Origin of the sequence: Cohnella algarum, assembly GCF_016937515.1 — a bacterium.
In the GTDB taxonomy this organism is placed as follows: Bacteria; Bacillota; Bacilli; order Paenibacillales; family Paenibacillaceae; genus Cohnella; species Cohnella algarum.
Genome location: NZ_JAFHKM010000002.1, coordinates 1546233 through 1560249, shown reverse-complemented (window position 1 = coordinate 1560249; position 14017 = coordinate 1546233). Strand labels below are relative to the sequence as shown.

Below are 14017 nucleotides of genomic sequence, written 5' to 3'. Positions count from 1 at the left end.
TATAGGCAGGGTTACTCCGCCATTTTGGCTTTGCGCGCGTCCAGTTCGGCTTGACGGTATTCCATCACCTTGTCGAAGCCGTATTCCTGGCGGCGGGCAAGAAAACTCTCGAAGATTTTATCGAAGGCCGCTTCGTCCTTGGCGGTAATGAGCTCGGGCAGCACTTCCTCCCAATTTTGCGAGATTCGCGACCAGGCTACCGCCGCGTCGGAGTCGCCCAGCGGATCCAGGCCCTTGTAAATGCCGCCGTCGATATCGGCCTGCCCGTTGGCGAAGTCCTCCATCTGCTTGATAACCGAAGCTTTCTCCGGTCTCCACTGGTTGACGAGGACCGGGTTTCGCATCATCCAGTAGGTGTCGACGATGCCGTATTCCTTTTCCAGCTTCTCGATATCGGTTTCGAGCAGCTGCACCATTTCAGCCTTCAATTGCGGCTTTCCGTCCGCCATGTCCCACGTTTCGCCTTCCTTGCCGAGGAACAAATCCCTTTGGCCTTCTTCGCTTGCCAGATAGGACAAGAAGCGGATGGCCCGTTCCGGGTTTTTCGTGGTTTTGCTGATCATCGTCACCATCCAGCCGTCCATGTTGCCGGGGAACAGCTTGGCGCTGTCGCCGTTGCTATTCTGCGGTCCGTCCACGGCGATGTAGTACGAATCGGGGTTGCCGCTTGCCGCCAGCATCGGGTTGACGGCCGTCATTCCCGTCCACTCGCGAATCATCATAAAATAGCGGGCGTTGTTCGTTTTTTCCTCGACCTGGGTATCGGAATCGACCAGGAAATCCACGTTGATCAGCCCGCGCTCGTAAGCGGTTCGGAACGTTTTCAGCCAGGCGATATAATCCGGATCGGTCATGCGGTCGTACACTTTGCCGTCCTTCTCGTGCGGAACGGCCAGCAGGTTTTGCAGGTACTCGGTCATCCCGTAAGGCACGTTCCCCTGCGCGAAGAAGGGGCTGATGGGCTGGCCCTTGTACTCGGAATACTGATCCTTCAGCACTTGAAGCGCGTTCAGGAAGCCCTCCGGGGTGGTCAAGTCCGGCTTGCCCATGTCCTCATACAGGTCTTTGCGCACCAGGAAGGTCTGGTTGGCGGCCGAAATGCCGGTTTCGCGCATCAGGCTTGGGCTGTAGGAATCGTTCGGAACGCCGTACGTGTTGCCGTTTTCCTGGCGATACCACTTCAGCGCGCCGTCGCCCGCCACCTTGAAGAAGTAGGGATCGTACTGGTCCGCCAATTCGTTCAGGGCATATACGTGATCGCCTTCCCACAGCTTTTTGACAGCGTTTTCCCACGAGCCCAGCGTAATCAGGTCCGGCAGCTTGCCGGAGGTCATCATCAGCGTGATCTGCTCGTTCGCTTCGCCGGAGGGGACTTCCAGCTTGACGTTGACGCCCGTTTTTTCCGTGACGTACTTGGAGGCCAGGCTTTCCCCCCAGGAATGGGCGTACCAGTTGGCGCCTACGAACCAGGTCAAATCCACGGGGCTGGTATCCAGCTTCCATCCGGGTTCGTCGGGGTTCGGCGACGCTTCGCCCGAGGGCTGCTGCGAGCTGCCCGACGGCTGCGGGCTCGGTGTGCTTTCGTTGGACCCGGACCCGGTGCACGCGGCCAAGCCCAGCATCAGGACGACGGCCATCGCGACGGCCATCCATTGCTTGACGGAGTTGCTTTTCATTCCATGATCATCCTTTCGTTTGTCTATTGCTTACCCTTTAATGGCGCCGATCATCACGCCTTTGACGAGATAGCGCTGAATAAAGGGATAGAACGCCAGTATAGGCAGGGTGGCCACCATCATGGAGGCGAACTTGATGGAATTGCCGGGCAATCTCGCGCCGAACTGCGCCATCGCTTGCTGCTGCATGAACGACATGGAGTTCTCCGCAATGATTTTATACAAAATGGTTTGCAGCGGCAGCTTCTCCTGCGAGTAGATGTAGATGACGCCCTGGTAATAATCGTTCCAGTGGTAAACGGCCGAAAAAAGCGAAATGGTGGCGATCACGGCCATGCTGTTGGGCAGGACGATTTTGAACAGGACCCCGTAGTCCGAAGCCCCGTCCACCTTTGCGGATTCCTCCAGGCTTTCGGGGATGGTGCGAAAAAAGCTCATGAAAATGACCATATTGAAAAACGTGTACATCGCCGGAATGATGAAGACCAAAAAGTTGTCGTACAGGCCCAGCTTGGTCATCAGGATAAACGTGGGAATCAGCCCGCCCGAGAACAGCATCGTGATCAAGGCGATTTTCATGTACACTTTGCGGCCGATCAAATGGGTCTTGCTCATGCCGTAAGCCACGATGGCGGTGAACAGCACGTGCGCCGCGGTTCCGATCACGGTGCGCAGAGTCGTGATATAAAAGCCGTTCATCAGGCTTTTGTCGTTGAACACGACGCTGTAGCTGGCCAGCGACCATTCCTTCGGAAACCAGTTGACCGTGCCGAGCAGCGCCTGCTCCGGCGAATTGAGCGAGTTGATGAAGACGAACCACATCGGGTACAGCGTGATAAAGCAAACGGCCAGCATCAGCAGGGTATTGCAGACCTCGAAGGCTCCGATGCGCCGATACGTTCTGCGTATGTTCATGGATCCGCCGCCTCCCCGATCAGAAAATGCCGTCGCCGGTCAGTTTTTTGGATGTTTGGTTCGCCAGAAGCAGCAGCCCAAGCGCCACGATCGAGCGGGCGAACAGGACGGCCGTCGAGAAGGAATGGCGCCCGGATACCAAGCCCATGTTATAGATGTACAAATCCAGGCTTTCCGCCATCCTCAGGTTCATGTTGTTCTGCAGCATAAAGATTTGCTCGAAGTTGCTGCCGAGCATCCCGCTGACCGCCAGAATAAACAGAATGGCGATCGTGGGGCGGATGCTTTGAATGGTGATATGCCACATTCGCTGCCAGCGGTTGGCCCCGTCCAGCTCCGCCGCCTCGTACAGCCCCGGATCGATGCTCGTGATCGCCGCGATGTAGATGATGGCGCTCCAGCCGGTTTCTTTCAGAATATCGGAGAAAAAAATAGTCCACCAAAAGTACTTCGGGTCGCTGTTGTACAGAATTTCGCGCTCCTGAAGCCCCAGCCCCATCATCAGCTGGTTGATTACGCCGCCCTCGCCCAGCCAGTTGAGGATAATGCCGCCGAAAATCGTCCAGGCGATAAAGTGCGGCAGGTACGAAATGGTCTGCACCGTGCGCTTGAACCGAACGTTCCGGATTTCGTTCAGCAGCAAGGCGAACAAAATCGGAATGGGGAAGCCCAGCGCGAGCTTGATGGCGCTCATCCCCAGCGTATTGCGGATCGAGCGCCAGAAGCGGTCGTCCGTCGCGAAATCCTCGAAGTGCTTCAGCCCGACGAAGGGCGATTCCAGCATCGGCCTGGCGATGCTGTAGTCCATAAAGGCGATGATGAGCCAGAACATGGGGATATAGCAGAAGATGAACATCCAGACAATGCCCGGGATGACCATGCTTTGCAGCTGCCACTGCCTGAAAAAGGTTTTGATTTGTCCTGTCCTGGATTGAAGCATGCTCCGTGCCTCCTTCTTTTCTCATCGTAAGAGAAGGGGCATAGGAAAAAAAGGCCATGATTTTTGACCCTATCCCATTTTTTTGGATTCGTTTGACCGGGCGCGGAAATGAAGTATGCTGAGGGTAAACGAAGGGAGCGTGCAGAGGATGAACAAGCTGATTTGGCAGCAGGATTTTGCGGGCGGCCATGCCGATTTGAGCGCATGGAACATTCGCCTGGGCAACGATTTGCTCGATAACGACGGCAATCCGGTCTGCCCGGGCTGGGGCAACGGGGAGCGGCAGTTTTATACGGGGAATTCCGGCAACCTGTATATCGACGAATCCGGGTTAAACCTGTGCGCCCGCCGCGAAACCGTCGAAACGGACGGGCGGAGCTTTGCCTATACCTCGGCCCGTCTGGACACGAGGGACCATCTTTCCTTTTGCAACGGCAAGCTGGTCGTGCGCGCCAAGCTGCCGGTCGGGCAGGGGCTATGGCCGGCCATCTGGCTGTTGCCGCAGGACCAGGCTTACGGTCCTTGGCCCGCCTCCGGCGAGATCGATATCATGGAAGCGAGAGGCCGCTTGCCCCGGCAAGTCCTCGGAACGCTGCATTACGGGAAGGATATGGACAACAAAAGCATCGACGAGTTTTCCTATGCGTTCGAGAACGGCGCCATCGACCAATTCCGCGATTATGCGCTGGAATGGGACGCCGGCTCCATCCGCTGGCTGGTCGACGGGCACTGCTTCGCCGAGCGCCGTCTGGAGCCGGGCATGCCCTTCGACCAGCCGTTCTACCTCGTGCTCAACCTGGCCGTGGGCGGCTGGTTTGACGATGTGCCGGTGGACGAAGCCGCGCTGCCGGCGGTCATGACGGTAGCGGGGATCTGGTTGTACGAGTAGGGAAGCGGAGGTTGTTATTAGCTCGCGGCGGGGGATATTTTCGCCAATACGGCCTCCCGGGGCCGTTATTGGCTTATCAGGCGGGAAAATTCGCCAATAACGGCGTATGGGGACCGTTATTTGCTCGCGAAGTGCGGCTAACGCGCATCGTCAGGCCGGGTCGCCCGTTCGAGTTCGCTTAAAATCGCGAAGGCTTCCTCATTCGACGATCCGCACATCTCCGGAGAGGGCGGCAAGCTGCCGCAGACGGCCGGGCGTTCCGGCTTGCCGAACAGGCCGCAGCGCCTGTCTGGCGTCAGGTTCGCGCAGGGAACGCCTGCCGGCTTGCCGCTGGGCATGCCGGGAATCGGGGAAGAGATCGAGATGACGATACAGCAAGCCGCGCAACCGATTCTACATTCCAAAGCTGCTGCCCCCTCATATCCATCGCCATCGTTTCAACAAGAGTATAAGATTCGAAGCTCGGATGCAAGTTCAAAGAGCGCCTGATCGAAGGAGGATTTTAGAATTCGGCGAATAAAACACATACATAAGAAAATAAACGGAGGTCCATCATGCAAGGGTATAATGTTCTCATGGTTTACAACAACGAAATGGACCGCTTGCTCATGTGCAAAAGATTAAAAGACCCCTACAAGGGGCTAAGCAACCTGGTCGGCGGAAAAATCGAACCCGGAGAATCGGGGATCGACGCCGCTTACCGGGAACTGTTCGAAGAGACCGGCATTTCGAAGGAAGATATCGTCCTGCGCCACTTGATGGATTTTACTTACTATTTGCAAGATTGCTATGTCGAAGTGTACGCCGGCAAATTAATGCGCGACGTTCAGGTGTCCGGGGATGAGAATGAATTATATTGGTCGGATTTGCATCGGGACTTTTTCGATATGTCCCTGTATGCAGGCGAAGGAAATATCGGACATATGATCGAGCAAGTGAGAATGAGCGGAATTCTGGAGGAACGATAGTTCGGCTTGTTTGCGCATTTCTGTCCGGATCCGGACGGAAGAGCTTCATCGAGAAGCGCGGTGCGGCGGAGCTACAGTGGATTTTGTCCAATCAAAACCGGCATTTTCGCGAAATCCTTGAGCTTCGGTGGATTTTGTCCAATCTGGCGAGGCCGTTTCGCTCATTTCGGCCGAAATGGCCGTTCTTCGTTGGACAAAATCCACTCTAGATCGAAGCTTTTTCGTTTTTCGCTCCGTCGATTGGATAAAATCCAACATAGGCTCCCAATGACTCCTCAATAAAGTCCCAATGCCTCCCAATGCCTCCCAATGCCTCCCAATGCCTCCCAATAGCCTCCCAAATAGCCTTCCAAAAGGCTCCACAGTAAACTCAGTAGACTCCAATACGAGGCCTCCCAACGAGGACTTCCCCTCGGCCGACCGGCGCCGCCGGAGCTGAATCCGCTATATTCAAAAAAACCCGGCAGAGCTGCCGGGTTTACATATGCATAAATAAAGTTGCGTGCAAAGAAGCACTGTGGTACGATTGGAGAACCAGTGCGCAGTTTTTCAAAATTGCGCAAAGTTAATCCATCTTATTTACAATTTAATCTTACCATGCGGCATGACGGTTTGTCAAACCTTTTTGTTCTTCAAATTCGAATGAAGGAGCGGGTGCGAAAGATGATCGGCGCTGAGGATTGGAAGCAAGAACAGGAGCGGCTGGATTCGGTTATGGAAAAGCTGCAGGCGAGAATCGCCGAATTGGAGCCGGAGGTGTCCGGGCTGTACGATCAGGCCGCGGACATTCGCAAACGGTTTTGGGAGGAAGTGACCGTAAACACAAGCACGGACGAAGATTTTGAAGAGACCTTCTATAGCATCAAGCAGCAGGAAGCGTTGTTGTCCGAACGGGAGCGAAGCCACCGCCTCCGGGTGCAGCAATGGAAAAACATGAAACGGCTGCTGCCGTCTCCTTATTTCGGGCGCATCGATTTTCGCGAGGACGGTTTGGGCTTTACCGAGCAGATCTATATCGGCGTGTCCTCCTTCGTCGATTCGGACGGCATGGATTTTCTGGTGTACGACTGGCGCACTCCGATCGCGAGCATGTACTACGACTATTCCCCGGGAGCGGCCGGATATGACACGCCGGGGGGACGCGTCGCGGGGACGATGACGCTGAAACGGCAGTACCAGATTCGCGAGGGCAGGCTTCGGAACGTGTTCGACACGAGCTTGACGATCGGTGACGAATTGCTGCAGCAGGCGCTCGGCAAGGGCGCGGACAACCAGATGAAAAGCATCGTCGCGACGATCCAGAAGGAGCAAAACGCCATAATCCGCGACGACGAAAGCCGCATGCTCATCGTGCAGGGCGCGGCCGGCAGCGGGAAAACCTCGGCGGCGCTACAACGCGTTGCGTACCTTCTGTACAAAAACCGCGAGCGTCTCAAGGCGGACCAGATCGTTCTTTTTTCTCCGAATCCGATGTTTAACAGTTACGTCTCGACCGTCCTTCCCGAGCTCGGCGAAGAAAACATGCAGCAGACGACCTTCCAGGAATATCTGGACCATTGGCTGGGCAAGACGTTCCGGTTGGAGGATCCCTTCGATCAGATCGAATACGTGTTGACCGAACCATCGGGGCAAGGGTACGAAGCTCGGCTGAACGGGATGCGGTATAAGGCGTCCGCGGCGTTCCTCCGGGCCCTCCGGAATTATGCGGAGCGGTTGGAGCGGGAGGGCATGCGATTCAAGAGCATTCGGTTTCAGGACCGCGATTTGATTACGGCGGAGCAAATGGAAGCGAAGTTTTACGGCTATGATCCTTCCGTTCGCCTGAACAACCGCGTCGCTCAGCTGCAGGAGTGGCTGCTGCGCGAATTGACCTTGCTGGAGCGCAAGGAGCGGGAGGCGTTCTGGGTTCGGGAGGAGCTCGATTATCTCGACAAGGATCAGTACGCCGAGGCGTACGGCCAACTGCAAAAAGAGAGGGGCGTTTTTGATTTTGCCGAACATTACGAGGAAGTCCGCGAAAGGCTGACCGGCCAAAGCCGATCGGACGAGGGCGATTTCGACTTTGCCGAGCGGGAAGAAGAACTGCTGCGCCGGATGATCGTGAAGGAGCGCTTTAAGCCGCTGAGACGAGCCGTGAAGCGGATGTCGTTCATCGATATGGCGGGCCTTTACGTCCAGTTGTTCGAAGAGGAAGGGGCCTTTCCAAAGTGGACGAACGAAGCGGACCTTCCCGCGCTCTGGCCGGAAATCTGCCGACAGACCCGGGAGAAGCTCGGCCGGCTCGAACTTTTTTATGAGGATGCGACGCCGTACCTGTATTTAAAAGAGCTCGTCGAGGGCGTGCGGACGAACACGGAGATCCGGCACGTTTTCGTCGACGAGGGTCAGGATTATTCGATGTTTCAATACGAGTTTCTCAAAAAAATGTTCCCCCGCGCCCGCATGACCGTGCTTGGCGATTTCGGCCAGGCCATCTTCGCTCAGGCTACGGAGCTGTACGGCGAAGCTTCGCCGCTCGTCCGGCTTTACGGCGAGTCTGAAACAACGTTGTTCCGCCTCGTTCGCAGTTACCGGTCGACCCGCGAGATCGTGGAGTTCACGAAATCGCTGCTGCCGGGCGGCGAGGAGATCGTGCCCTTCGAAAGAAGCGGGAAGAAGCCGCTCCTCGCGAAGACGGACAGCGCGGAGCAGTCGGCGGCGCGCATCGCGGAGGATCTCGCGGCTCTGCAGGCGGAAGGCTTCGCCTCCATCGGCGTCGTGACGAAGACGGCGGCCGAGAGCAAGGAGGCCTACGATCTCTTGACGTCTCTGGGCTGCCGGGGGCTGAAGCATGTGACGAAGAACACGCCCGCCTTCGAGAAGGGAACCTTGATCATTCCCGTGTATCTCGCCAAGGGCGTCGAATTCGATGCCGTTCTGATTTACGACGCCTCTTCGCGGACGTATTATCGGGAGAGCGAGCGCAAGCTGTTTTATACGGCGTGCACGCGCGCCATGCATCGGCTGCTGCTTTACGCGGCCGGCGAGTGGAGCCCGTTCGTTCAGGCGATGGATAAGTCCTTGTATGAGGTGGGGCAATAGGTTAAATTCAAACGAAGGGCCATCCGCTGCGGATGGCCCTAAAGCGCAGCATGGCGGAAGCGGCTACCAGTTATTCCCCGACATCCGAATGACGTTGAAGTTCGGGGATTTGTCCTCGCCGTAGATGGCTGCGACGCCGGGATTGTTCACTTGGACGTTCGTAAAGCTTGCCGACCCGACGACCGGGCCTTGCCCTTCCTCGGCTTTGGCGACAAGCTTGATGCCGTAGCGGGCCGGGTTGTTAATCGCGATGTTTTCCAGGCGAACGTTCTGCATCGGAAGGTTCTCCGGCGACTTGGACTGGAACATCAAGCCGAAGTAAACCGGATCGTTGATGTCCACATTTTTCACCAGAATGTTCTTGAAGTCCCGATCGCCTCCGTAGAACCAGATGGCGCCGAAGTTCTGGTAATCGTTGATCTTGTCGTCCGCTCCGACGCTGGTCCAGAAATCGCCGCCCGTGCGGTCCAGCGTTACGCCGTCGATGACGGTATCGAGATCGCCGAACCCCAGCGTGTTGTATCCGAAGCTTAGGCTGCTGATCGTCAGGCCCGGGTACGTCAGCGTATCCGCGCCGTACAAATTTTGAAACCGGTTGTCCTGGCCGCCGTAGACGGCGAAAGCGGCAGCGCGCCGGACGTTGACGGCCGTAAGGTTCGTGTATTCGTTGCCGACGTTGTAGGAGCCGCCCGCATCGATGGCGCTGAACAGGGCGAACGAGTCGTCGCCGGTGGCGCGGGCATAGTTGTTGTCGATGACGTTGTAGGACGAACCGTTGGTCATGTTGATGCCGTCCGCGAACATGTTTTTGATCCGGTTGTTGCGGAACGTATTGTGCGAAGAGTTCACTCCCCAATACAGACAGACGAAGTGTTCGGCCCAGACGTTCTCGACGGTGACGTTCTGCATGCCGTTCCCGTCAATGAATTTCCCCGGTCCGTCCACCCTGTAGACGTAGTTGCCCCAGGCGGACAAGTTTTTGATGGTGGAGCCGTTCGCGGAAGAGCCGATATTGAAGCCGATGTCGGTATTCGTCTGGTTTTGCGGAGCGACCAGCTTCGTGTGCCAGGGACCGGCGCCGATAATTTCGGTCGCCCGGCCGTACAAGTAAATTTTCGACGACAGCGTCCATTCGCCGGCCGGAATGAAGATTCCTTTCTTGGTCGAATCCTGCCTGAACTCGTTCAGCGCCTGCTCGATCGATTTGGCGCCCGACACTTCCACGTATTTGTCCGGGTCCGGATTCGAAGCGGGCGGCGCGACATGCTCCGTCTCGATCATATCCACGTAGATCCAGGGAACGTCTCCGGCGTCTTTCTGAATCCGGATCCTGGTTCCGGCCGGATACGTTTGATCGAGCAAAAGCTGCGAATCCTCGTAGAGCCAGTAAGCTTTGGAGCCCGAGTTGTTATAGCCCAGCTCTCCGAGCGTGGAAGGCGTGGCGTACACGTAGGAGAACTTGGAGGTGACGGAAAAGTCGCCTTTGTCGACGCCGTCCGCGTAAAGGCTGATCGTTCCGGCCGTATTCTCCGCCACGGCGTTGCGCAGGACGAACGCATTGGCCGGGGAGGGCAGCGTAAACTCGACGTATTCTCCGGTCGCATCCAGATAGACGGCCGAACGTCCGGAGGCTTCGCCCGCGAAGTCGCCCGGCGTAAAGTTCGGAGCGAGCCTCGTGCCGTTCGTGGCGTTGGAGGAGGACTCGGCCTCCAGGACGGTAAACGGCATGTTCGCGCCTCGGCCGGCATACAGGCTGGACGTGCTGACGTTGTTGGAGCGTTTGACCGCGGCTTCGTTCGCGTCCGCCGCAACCGTCGTCGTGACCGTATAGCTGCCGTCGGCCGCCGTCCAGGAGCCCAAGGTCACGATGGCCGACGCTCCCGGAGCCAGGCTTCCGTTGTAGGAGCCGCTAAACGTTTGAACGACGGCGCCCGCCGCGTTCTTCAGCTCGACCGTAACGCCGTGAGCGCCGCCCGCGGAAGCGATGTTGCCCTGGTTCTTCAGGGTGACGGAGAAGGCGACGGCATCGCCGCCGTTCGGATTGCCGGGCGTCCATGACACGGTTCCGATCAGGTCGGAGCTTTGAATCGGGCCGATGACAAGCGGCTCGGGGTGCGTGTAGTTGTTGTTCGCTTCATCGGTCTCGATGACGGCGTTGCTCTCGTCCGCCTTGGCGGTGACGGCATAGGAGCCGGCGTCCTTCGGTCCGGCGTTCGCGGAGACGGTCGCCGACTCGCCGGCGGCAAGCGCGCCGACGGAAGCCGTTCCCGCAAGGTCGTCGCCGAGGTAGAAGTTCACCTCGGTCGCGGCGGACGCGACGGAACCGGCATTTCGGACGGTTGCGCTCAGCGTAAGGCCGTCCGTCTCCAGCGGAGAGGCGGGCGACCAGGAGATTCCGGTGACCGTCAGGTCCGGATTCGGAGCCGGCGCGCCGATAACCTGGAATTCGGCGACTTGCCCGCCCGGCGCTCCCGAGTTGGCCGTGAACCGCAGCTGCACGCTGCCGGCCGTAGCGTTGACGGGAATCGTCACGGTATTTTGCGAAGCCGGGTCGAACGTATACGAGGCGGCGGAAACCAGGTTCGCGAACGCCGCGGAGCTCTGATCGCGCCCCAGCACCTGGATCGTCTGCGTGCGCGTCGCCCATACCGGGTCCGGATTCAGCTTGACGACGACCGACGAGACGTGGGCATTGGCTCCGAGGTCGACGGCGAGCGTGCTCGGATGGCCGTTGCCCTCCCAATAGGTGCCGAGGTCGTTATCGTTGGCATTGGCCGCGACATAGGTGAAAGTGGAGGAGGACGCGGCGATCGGCTTGCCGACGGCCAGGTTCGTCTCGTTGCCTCCGGACGGGGAAGCGCCGTACACCTCGAGCTCGGACACCTGCCCCGCCGGCCAGCCGGTGTTGGCGGCGATGTGGATCCGCACGTAACGCGCGCTGGCCGCAGCGAAGTCGATCGTCGCCGCATTCGCGGCGTTCGGATCGAAGACGTAGCCGGCCGACGCTTTCAAAGTCGCGAAGCTCGTTCCGTCCGCGCTCCCCTGAACGGTCAGCGTTTGCGACCGGCTCTCCCATCCGGCGGGCAGCTTCAGCACGACCCGGTCGATCGGGACCGCGCTGCCGAGATCGACCTGGATCCATTGCGGAAAAGCGTGGTTCGCGCTTTCCCAATATGTGCCCGGATTGCCGTCGGTCGCGTTGGATGCGACGTACACGTCCGCGTGGCTCGAAGCCGTCGCGGGCTTGCCCGCCGCCAGATTCGGTCCTCCCGCCGCCTGAACGCGGCCGGGCGCGCCGATGGCGGCCAGGAACATTCCCGCCGCTATGGACAGGATGCAGACCCAGGCGGCTAATCGTCTTTGCATGTTCACGAACTTCATTCTCCCTTCGAAATGGAATAGCCATCCCTCTAGAGGATGTAAGCGGTATCAAAAAAACCGGCTGCCCTCCTTTCCTTTTTCATCCTGCCAAGACGTGTTGCAAGGCGATCATAAAATAGATGCGCATGCGGATGAAGGAGCGATTCTATCGTTTTTGTGTGCGGGACTATGCATCGGCCGAACGAACTTCGTTGCTTTTAACCGCCGGATTGATTACACTTCATTTTGAATCCGCGCCAAATCTTAGGAATCGCCACGATATGCGTAGAAATGCGCATCCCTTGCGGGTTTTCGGGCTTGCTATAGTGAAAGAGCCGGAGGTGGAAAACAGGTGAATGCGGGATTCCAAAGCCCGTTCAAGCGGATCGGCCTGAAGCAGCAGCTGATCCTGGTGTTTTTGGCGCTGGTCGTCCCTTTGTTCATTTTGAACTCGTATGGTAACTATAAAGCGGATCAAATTTTGAAACGAAACGTCACCAACGCCTATCTCGAGTTGAACAATCAAAACTTTCGGCTGATCAGCCGGGATATCGAATCGATCCACAAGGTGGCCTCGACGGTGTTTCAGCATCCGCTGGTCCAGCAGCTGGATCCGGCCGCGGACGGTTCGGTGACGGAGCGGGTGAAAACCTACGAGAGGCTGGGCAATCTGCTCAACAGTTATTCCGAGGAAGCCGGCCAGCATGAGCGGCTCTATTATTCGCTGTTTGTGTACGACCCGACGAACGCGTATTCGTTTGCTCCTTATTATCCGGAATCCGGAAAAGCCGGGGTTTATTTTTTTCTTGAACGGGAGAAGCCGGAATGGTTCGATGAAGCCGTCGCCAAAAAAGGGAACGGCTATTTGCGCTTGATCGAGCATTTGTCGCCTCCGGCCGAAGGGCAAAAAAATCAGCGAACGCTCGCGTACGTCCGGGCGATCAACCGCATCGACGAGGGCGGGACGATCGGCGTGCTGGTCGTCTCGAACGTGGAGGCGCGGATCGGAGAATCGCTGCAAACCGTTTCGGTCCCGGAAGGCGAGCTTTATTTCACCGACTGGAACAACCGGATTTTGACGGCGGCGATGCCGGGGGCGGACGGGGAGCTCGCCCTGCCGCCGGAGGCGGGGCGGGTGCTGGAATTGCCGGCGGAGGCGGCCGCGGGAGGCCCGGTCGCCGGGAGCCGGGACGTCATCACCCGCGATTTTATTTACGTCGTCCATCATAACGCGGCGCTTCAGCAGAAGCTGGTCTACAAGGTTCCGCTGAAGGGACTGCTGCAGCAGCAAAACGAAATCAAGCGGATCATTTGGCTCATCTCCGTGGCCTATTTCGCGGTGGGGCTGGCCCTGATCCTGTACTTCTGGAGAGGGCTGATGGCTCCGCTGCAGCGGCTCGTCTATTTCGTGCGAAGATACGAACCGGGCAAAACGGTGCCGGAAACGCCGAAGCAGCGAAGAAACGACGAAGTCGGCGTGCTCGTCTCCAGCATCTACGACATGGCCCGCCGGCTGAACGGGCTCGTGCGCTACAAATATCAAATGGACATCAAGCAGAAGGAGGCGCAGCTGCAAATCCTGTACCAGCAGATCAATCCGCATTTGCTGTACAACACGCTGGAAAGCATCTACTGGAAAAGCGCGATGGAGGGGGGCAAATCTTCGGCGGAAATGATCAAGGAGCTGTCCAAGCTGATGAAAATCAGCCTGAGCCGCGGACGGGAGCTGATTACGCTGGAGGAGGAGCTGCAGCACGCTTCCGCCTACATCAAGCTGCAGGAGCACCGGCACGAATACGGCTTCCGGGTAATTTGGGACATTCCCGCGGCTTTGCGCTCGTGCGCGATACCGAAAATCACGCTCCAGCCGCTGATTGAAAACGCTATCATCCATGGCGTGAAAAACATGGGCGAAGACGGCGAAATCGCGATCCGGGCCGCCGAAGAAGAAGGCCGCGTGCGGATCGCCATCGAGGACAACGGGTATAAAGCGCCGGATCCGGCGGCCATCGGCCGGCTGTTGAACGACGAGAATCCGAGCCCGTCCGCCGGTTACGGCATCCGCAACATTCATCAGCGCATCCGGCTGCACTTCGGGGAGGAATACGGCCTGAGCTACGCGGCCCGGCCGGAGGGCGGCACCGTCGCGACGATTGCGCTGCCCCGGACGGAAAGCTTCGGCGCATAA

10 protein-coding genes are annotated in these 14017 nt (G+C 58.0%); 4 read left to right on the top strand and 6 right to left on the bottom strand.

What is annotated here, in order from left to right; genetic code table 11:
* Window positions 1–11: 11 nt before the first annotated feature.
* From JW799_RS07045 to JW799_RS07035, 3 genes are read right to left on the bottom strand one after another with little or no spacing between them, the layout of a single operon-like run.
* The gene (locus tag JW799_RS07045) at window positions 12–1676 is read right to left on the bottom strand and encodes an extracellular solute-binding protein (protein ID WP_205429231.1); all 1665 of its coding nucleotides are present in this window, start codon (window positions 1674–1676) and stop codon (window positions 12–14) included.
* A 30-nt stretch (window positions 1677–1706) separates the two neighbouring features.
* Window positions 1707–2591, bottom strand: coding sequence for a carbohydrate ABC transporter permease (locus tag JW799_RS07040; RefSeq protein ID WP_240353192.1), 885 nt, complete (start codon window positions 2589–2591; stop codon window positions 1707–1709).
* 19 nt (window positions 2592–2610) lie between these two features.
* Window positions 2611–3531 (bottom strand): ABC transporter permease, encoded by a 921-nt coding sequence (locus JW799_RS07035; RefSeq protein WP_205429230.1) that lies wholly within the window; start codon window positions 3529–3531, stop codon window positions 2611–2613.
* 148 nt (window positions 3532–3679) lie between these two features.
* Here JW799_RS07035 and JW799_RS07030 point away from each other — a divergent pair, with 148 nt between their 5' ends.
* The gene (locus JW799_RS07030) at window positions 3680–4420 is read left to right on the top strand and encodes a glycoside hydrolase family 16 protein (RefSeq protein ID WP_205429229.1); all 741 of its coding nucleotides are present in this window, start codon (window positions 3680–3682) and stop codon (window positions 4418–4420) included.
* A 137-nt stretch (window positions 4421–4557) separates the two neighbouring features.
* Here the strand turns inward: JW799_RS07030 and JW799_RS07025 are convergent, their stop codons facing one another.
* The gene (locus JW799_RS07025; RefSeq protein WP_205429228.1) at window positions 4558–4824 is read right to left on the bottom strand and encodes a YkgJ family cysteine cluster protein; all 267 of its coding nucleotides are present in this window, start codon (window positions 4822–4824) and stop codon (window positions 4558–4560) included.
* A 150-nt stretch (window positions 4825–4974) separates the two neighbouring features.
* On the opposite strand from JW799_RS07025, the gene JW799_RS07020 reads away from it, so the two are divergent.
* Window positions 4975–5388 carry an NUDIX hydrolase gene (locus JW799_RS07020; RefSeq protein WP_205429227.1) on the top strand — a complete coding sequence of 138 codons (414 nt, stop codon included), beginning with the start codon at window positions 4975–4977 and terminating at the stop codon, window positions 5386–5388.
* 45 nt (window positions 5389–5433) lie between these two features.
* On the opposite strand, the gene JW799_RS07015 is transcribed toward JW799_RS07020, so the two are convergent.
* Complete coding sequence (locus JW799_RS07015) at window positions 5434–5646, bottom strand: hypothetical protein (protein ID WP_205429225.1); 213 nt, start codon at window positions 5644–5646, stop codon at window positions 5434–5436.
* A gap of 405 nt (window positions 5647–6051) precedes the next feature.
* Here JW799_RS07015 and helD point away from each other — a divergent pair, with 405 nt between their 5' ends.
* Window positions 6052–8469 (top strand): RNA polymerase recycling motor HelD, encoded by a 2418-nt coding sequence (helD, locus tag JW799_RS07010; RefSeq protein WP_205429222.1) that lies wholly within the window; start codon window positions 6052–6054, stop codon window positions 8467–8469.
* 63 nt (window positions 8470–8532) lie between these two features.
* Here helD and JW799_RS07005 read toward each other — a convergent pair whose 3' ends face one another.
* Complete coding sequence (locus tag JW799_RS07005) at window positions 8533–11784, bottom strand: galactose-binding domain-containing protein (RefSeq protein WP_420830678.1); 3252 nt, start codon at window positions 11782–11784, stop codon at window positions 8533–8535.
* A 397-nt stretch (window positions 11785–12181) separates the two neighbouring features.
* Between JW799_RS07005 and JW799_RS07000 the strand changes: the two genes are divergently transcribed.
* The gene (locus tag JW799_RS07000; protein WP_205429218.1) at window positions 12182–14017 is read left to right on the top strand and encodes a histidine kinase; all 1836 of its coding nucleotides are present in this window, start codon (window positions 12182–12184) and stop codon (window positions 14015–14017) included.

Coding starts and splice junctions, on each gene's coding strand:
- JW799_RS07030 (WP_205429229.1), top strand. CDS start 3,680: ATGAACAAGCTGATTTGGCAGCAGGATTTTGCGGGCGGCCATGCCGAT.
- JW799_RS07035 (WP_205429230.1), bottom strand. CDS start 3,531: ATGCTTCAATCCAGGACAGGACAAATCAAAACCTTTTTCAGGCAGTGG.
- JW799_RS07005 (WP_420830678.1), bottom strand. CDS start 11,784: ATGTTCCTGGCCGCCATCGGCGCGCCCGGCCGCGTTCAGGCGGCGGGA.
- JW799_RS07040 (WP_240353192.1), bottom strand. CDS start 2,591: ATGAACATACGCAGAACGTATCGGCGCATCGGAGCCTTCGAGGTCTGC.
- JW799_RS07015 (WP_205429225.1), bottom strand. CDS start 5,646: ATGTTGGATTTTATCCAATCGACGGAGCGAAAAACGAAAAAGCTTCGA.
- JW799_RS07045 (WP_205429231.1), bottom strand. CDS start 1,676: ATGAAAAGCAACTCCGTCAAGCAATGGATGGCCGTCGCGATGGCCGTC.
- helD (WP_205429222.1), top strand. CDS start 6,052: ATGATCGGCGCTGAGGATTGGAAGCAAGAACAGGAGCGGCTGGATTCG.
- JW799_RS07020 (WP_205429227.1), top strand. CDS start 4,975: ATGCAAGGGTATAATGTTCTCATGGTTTACAACAACGAAATGGACCGC.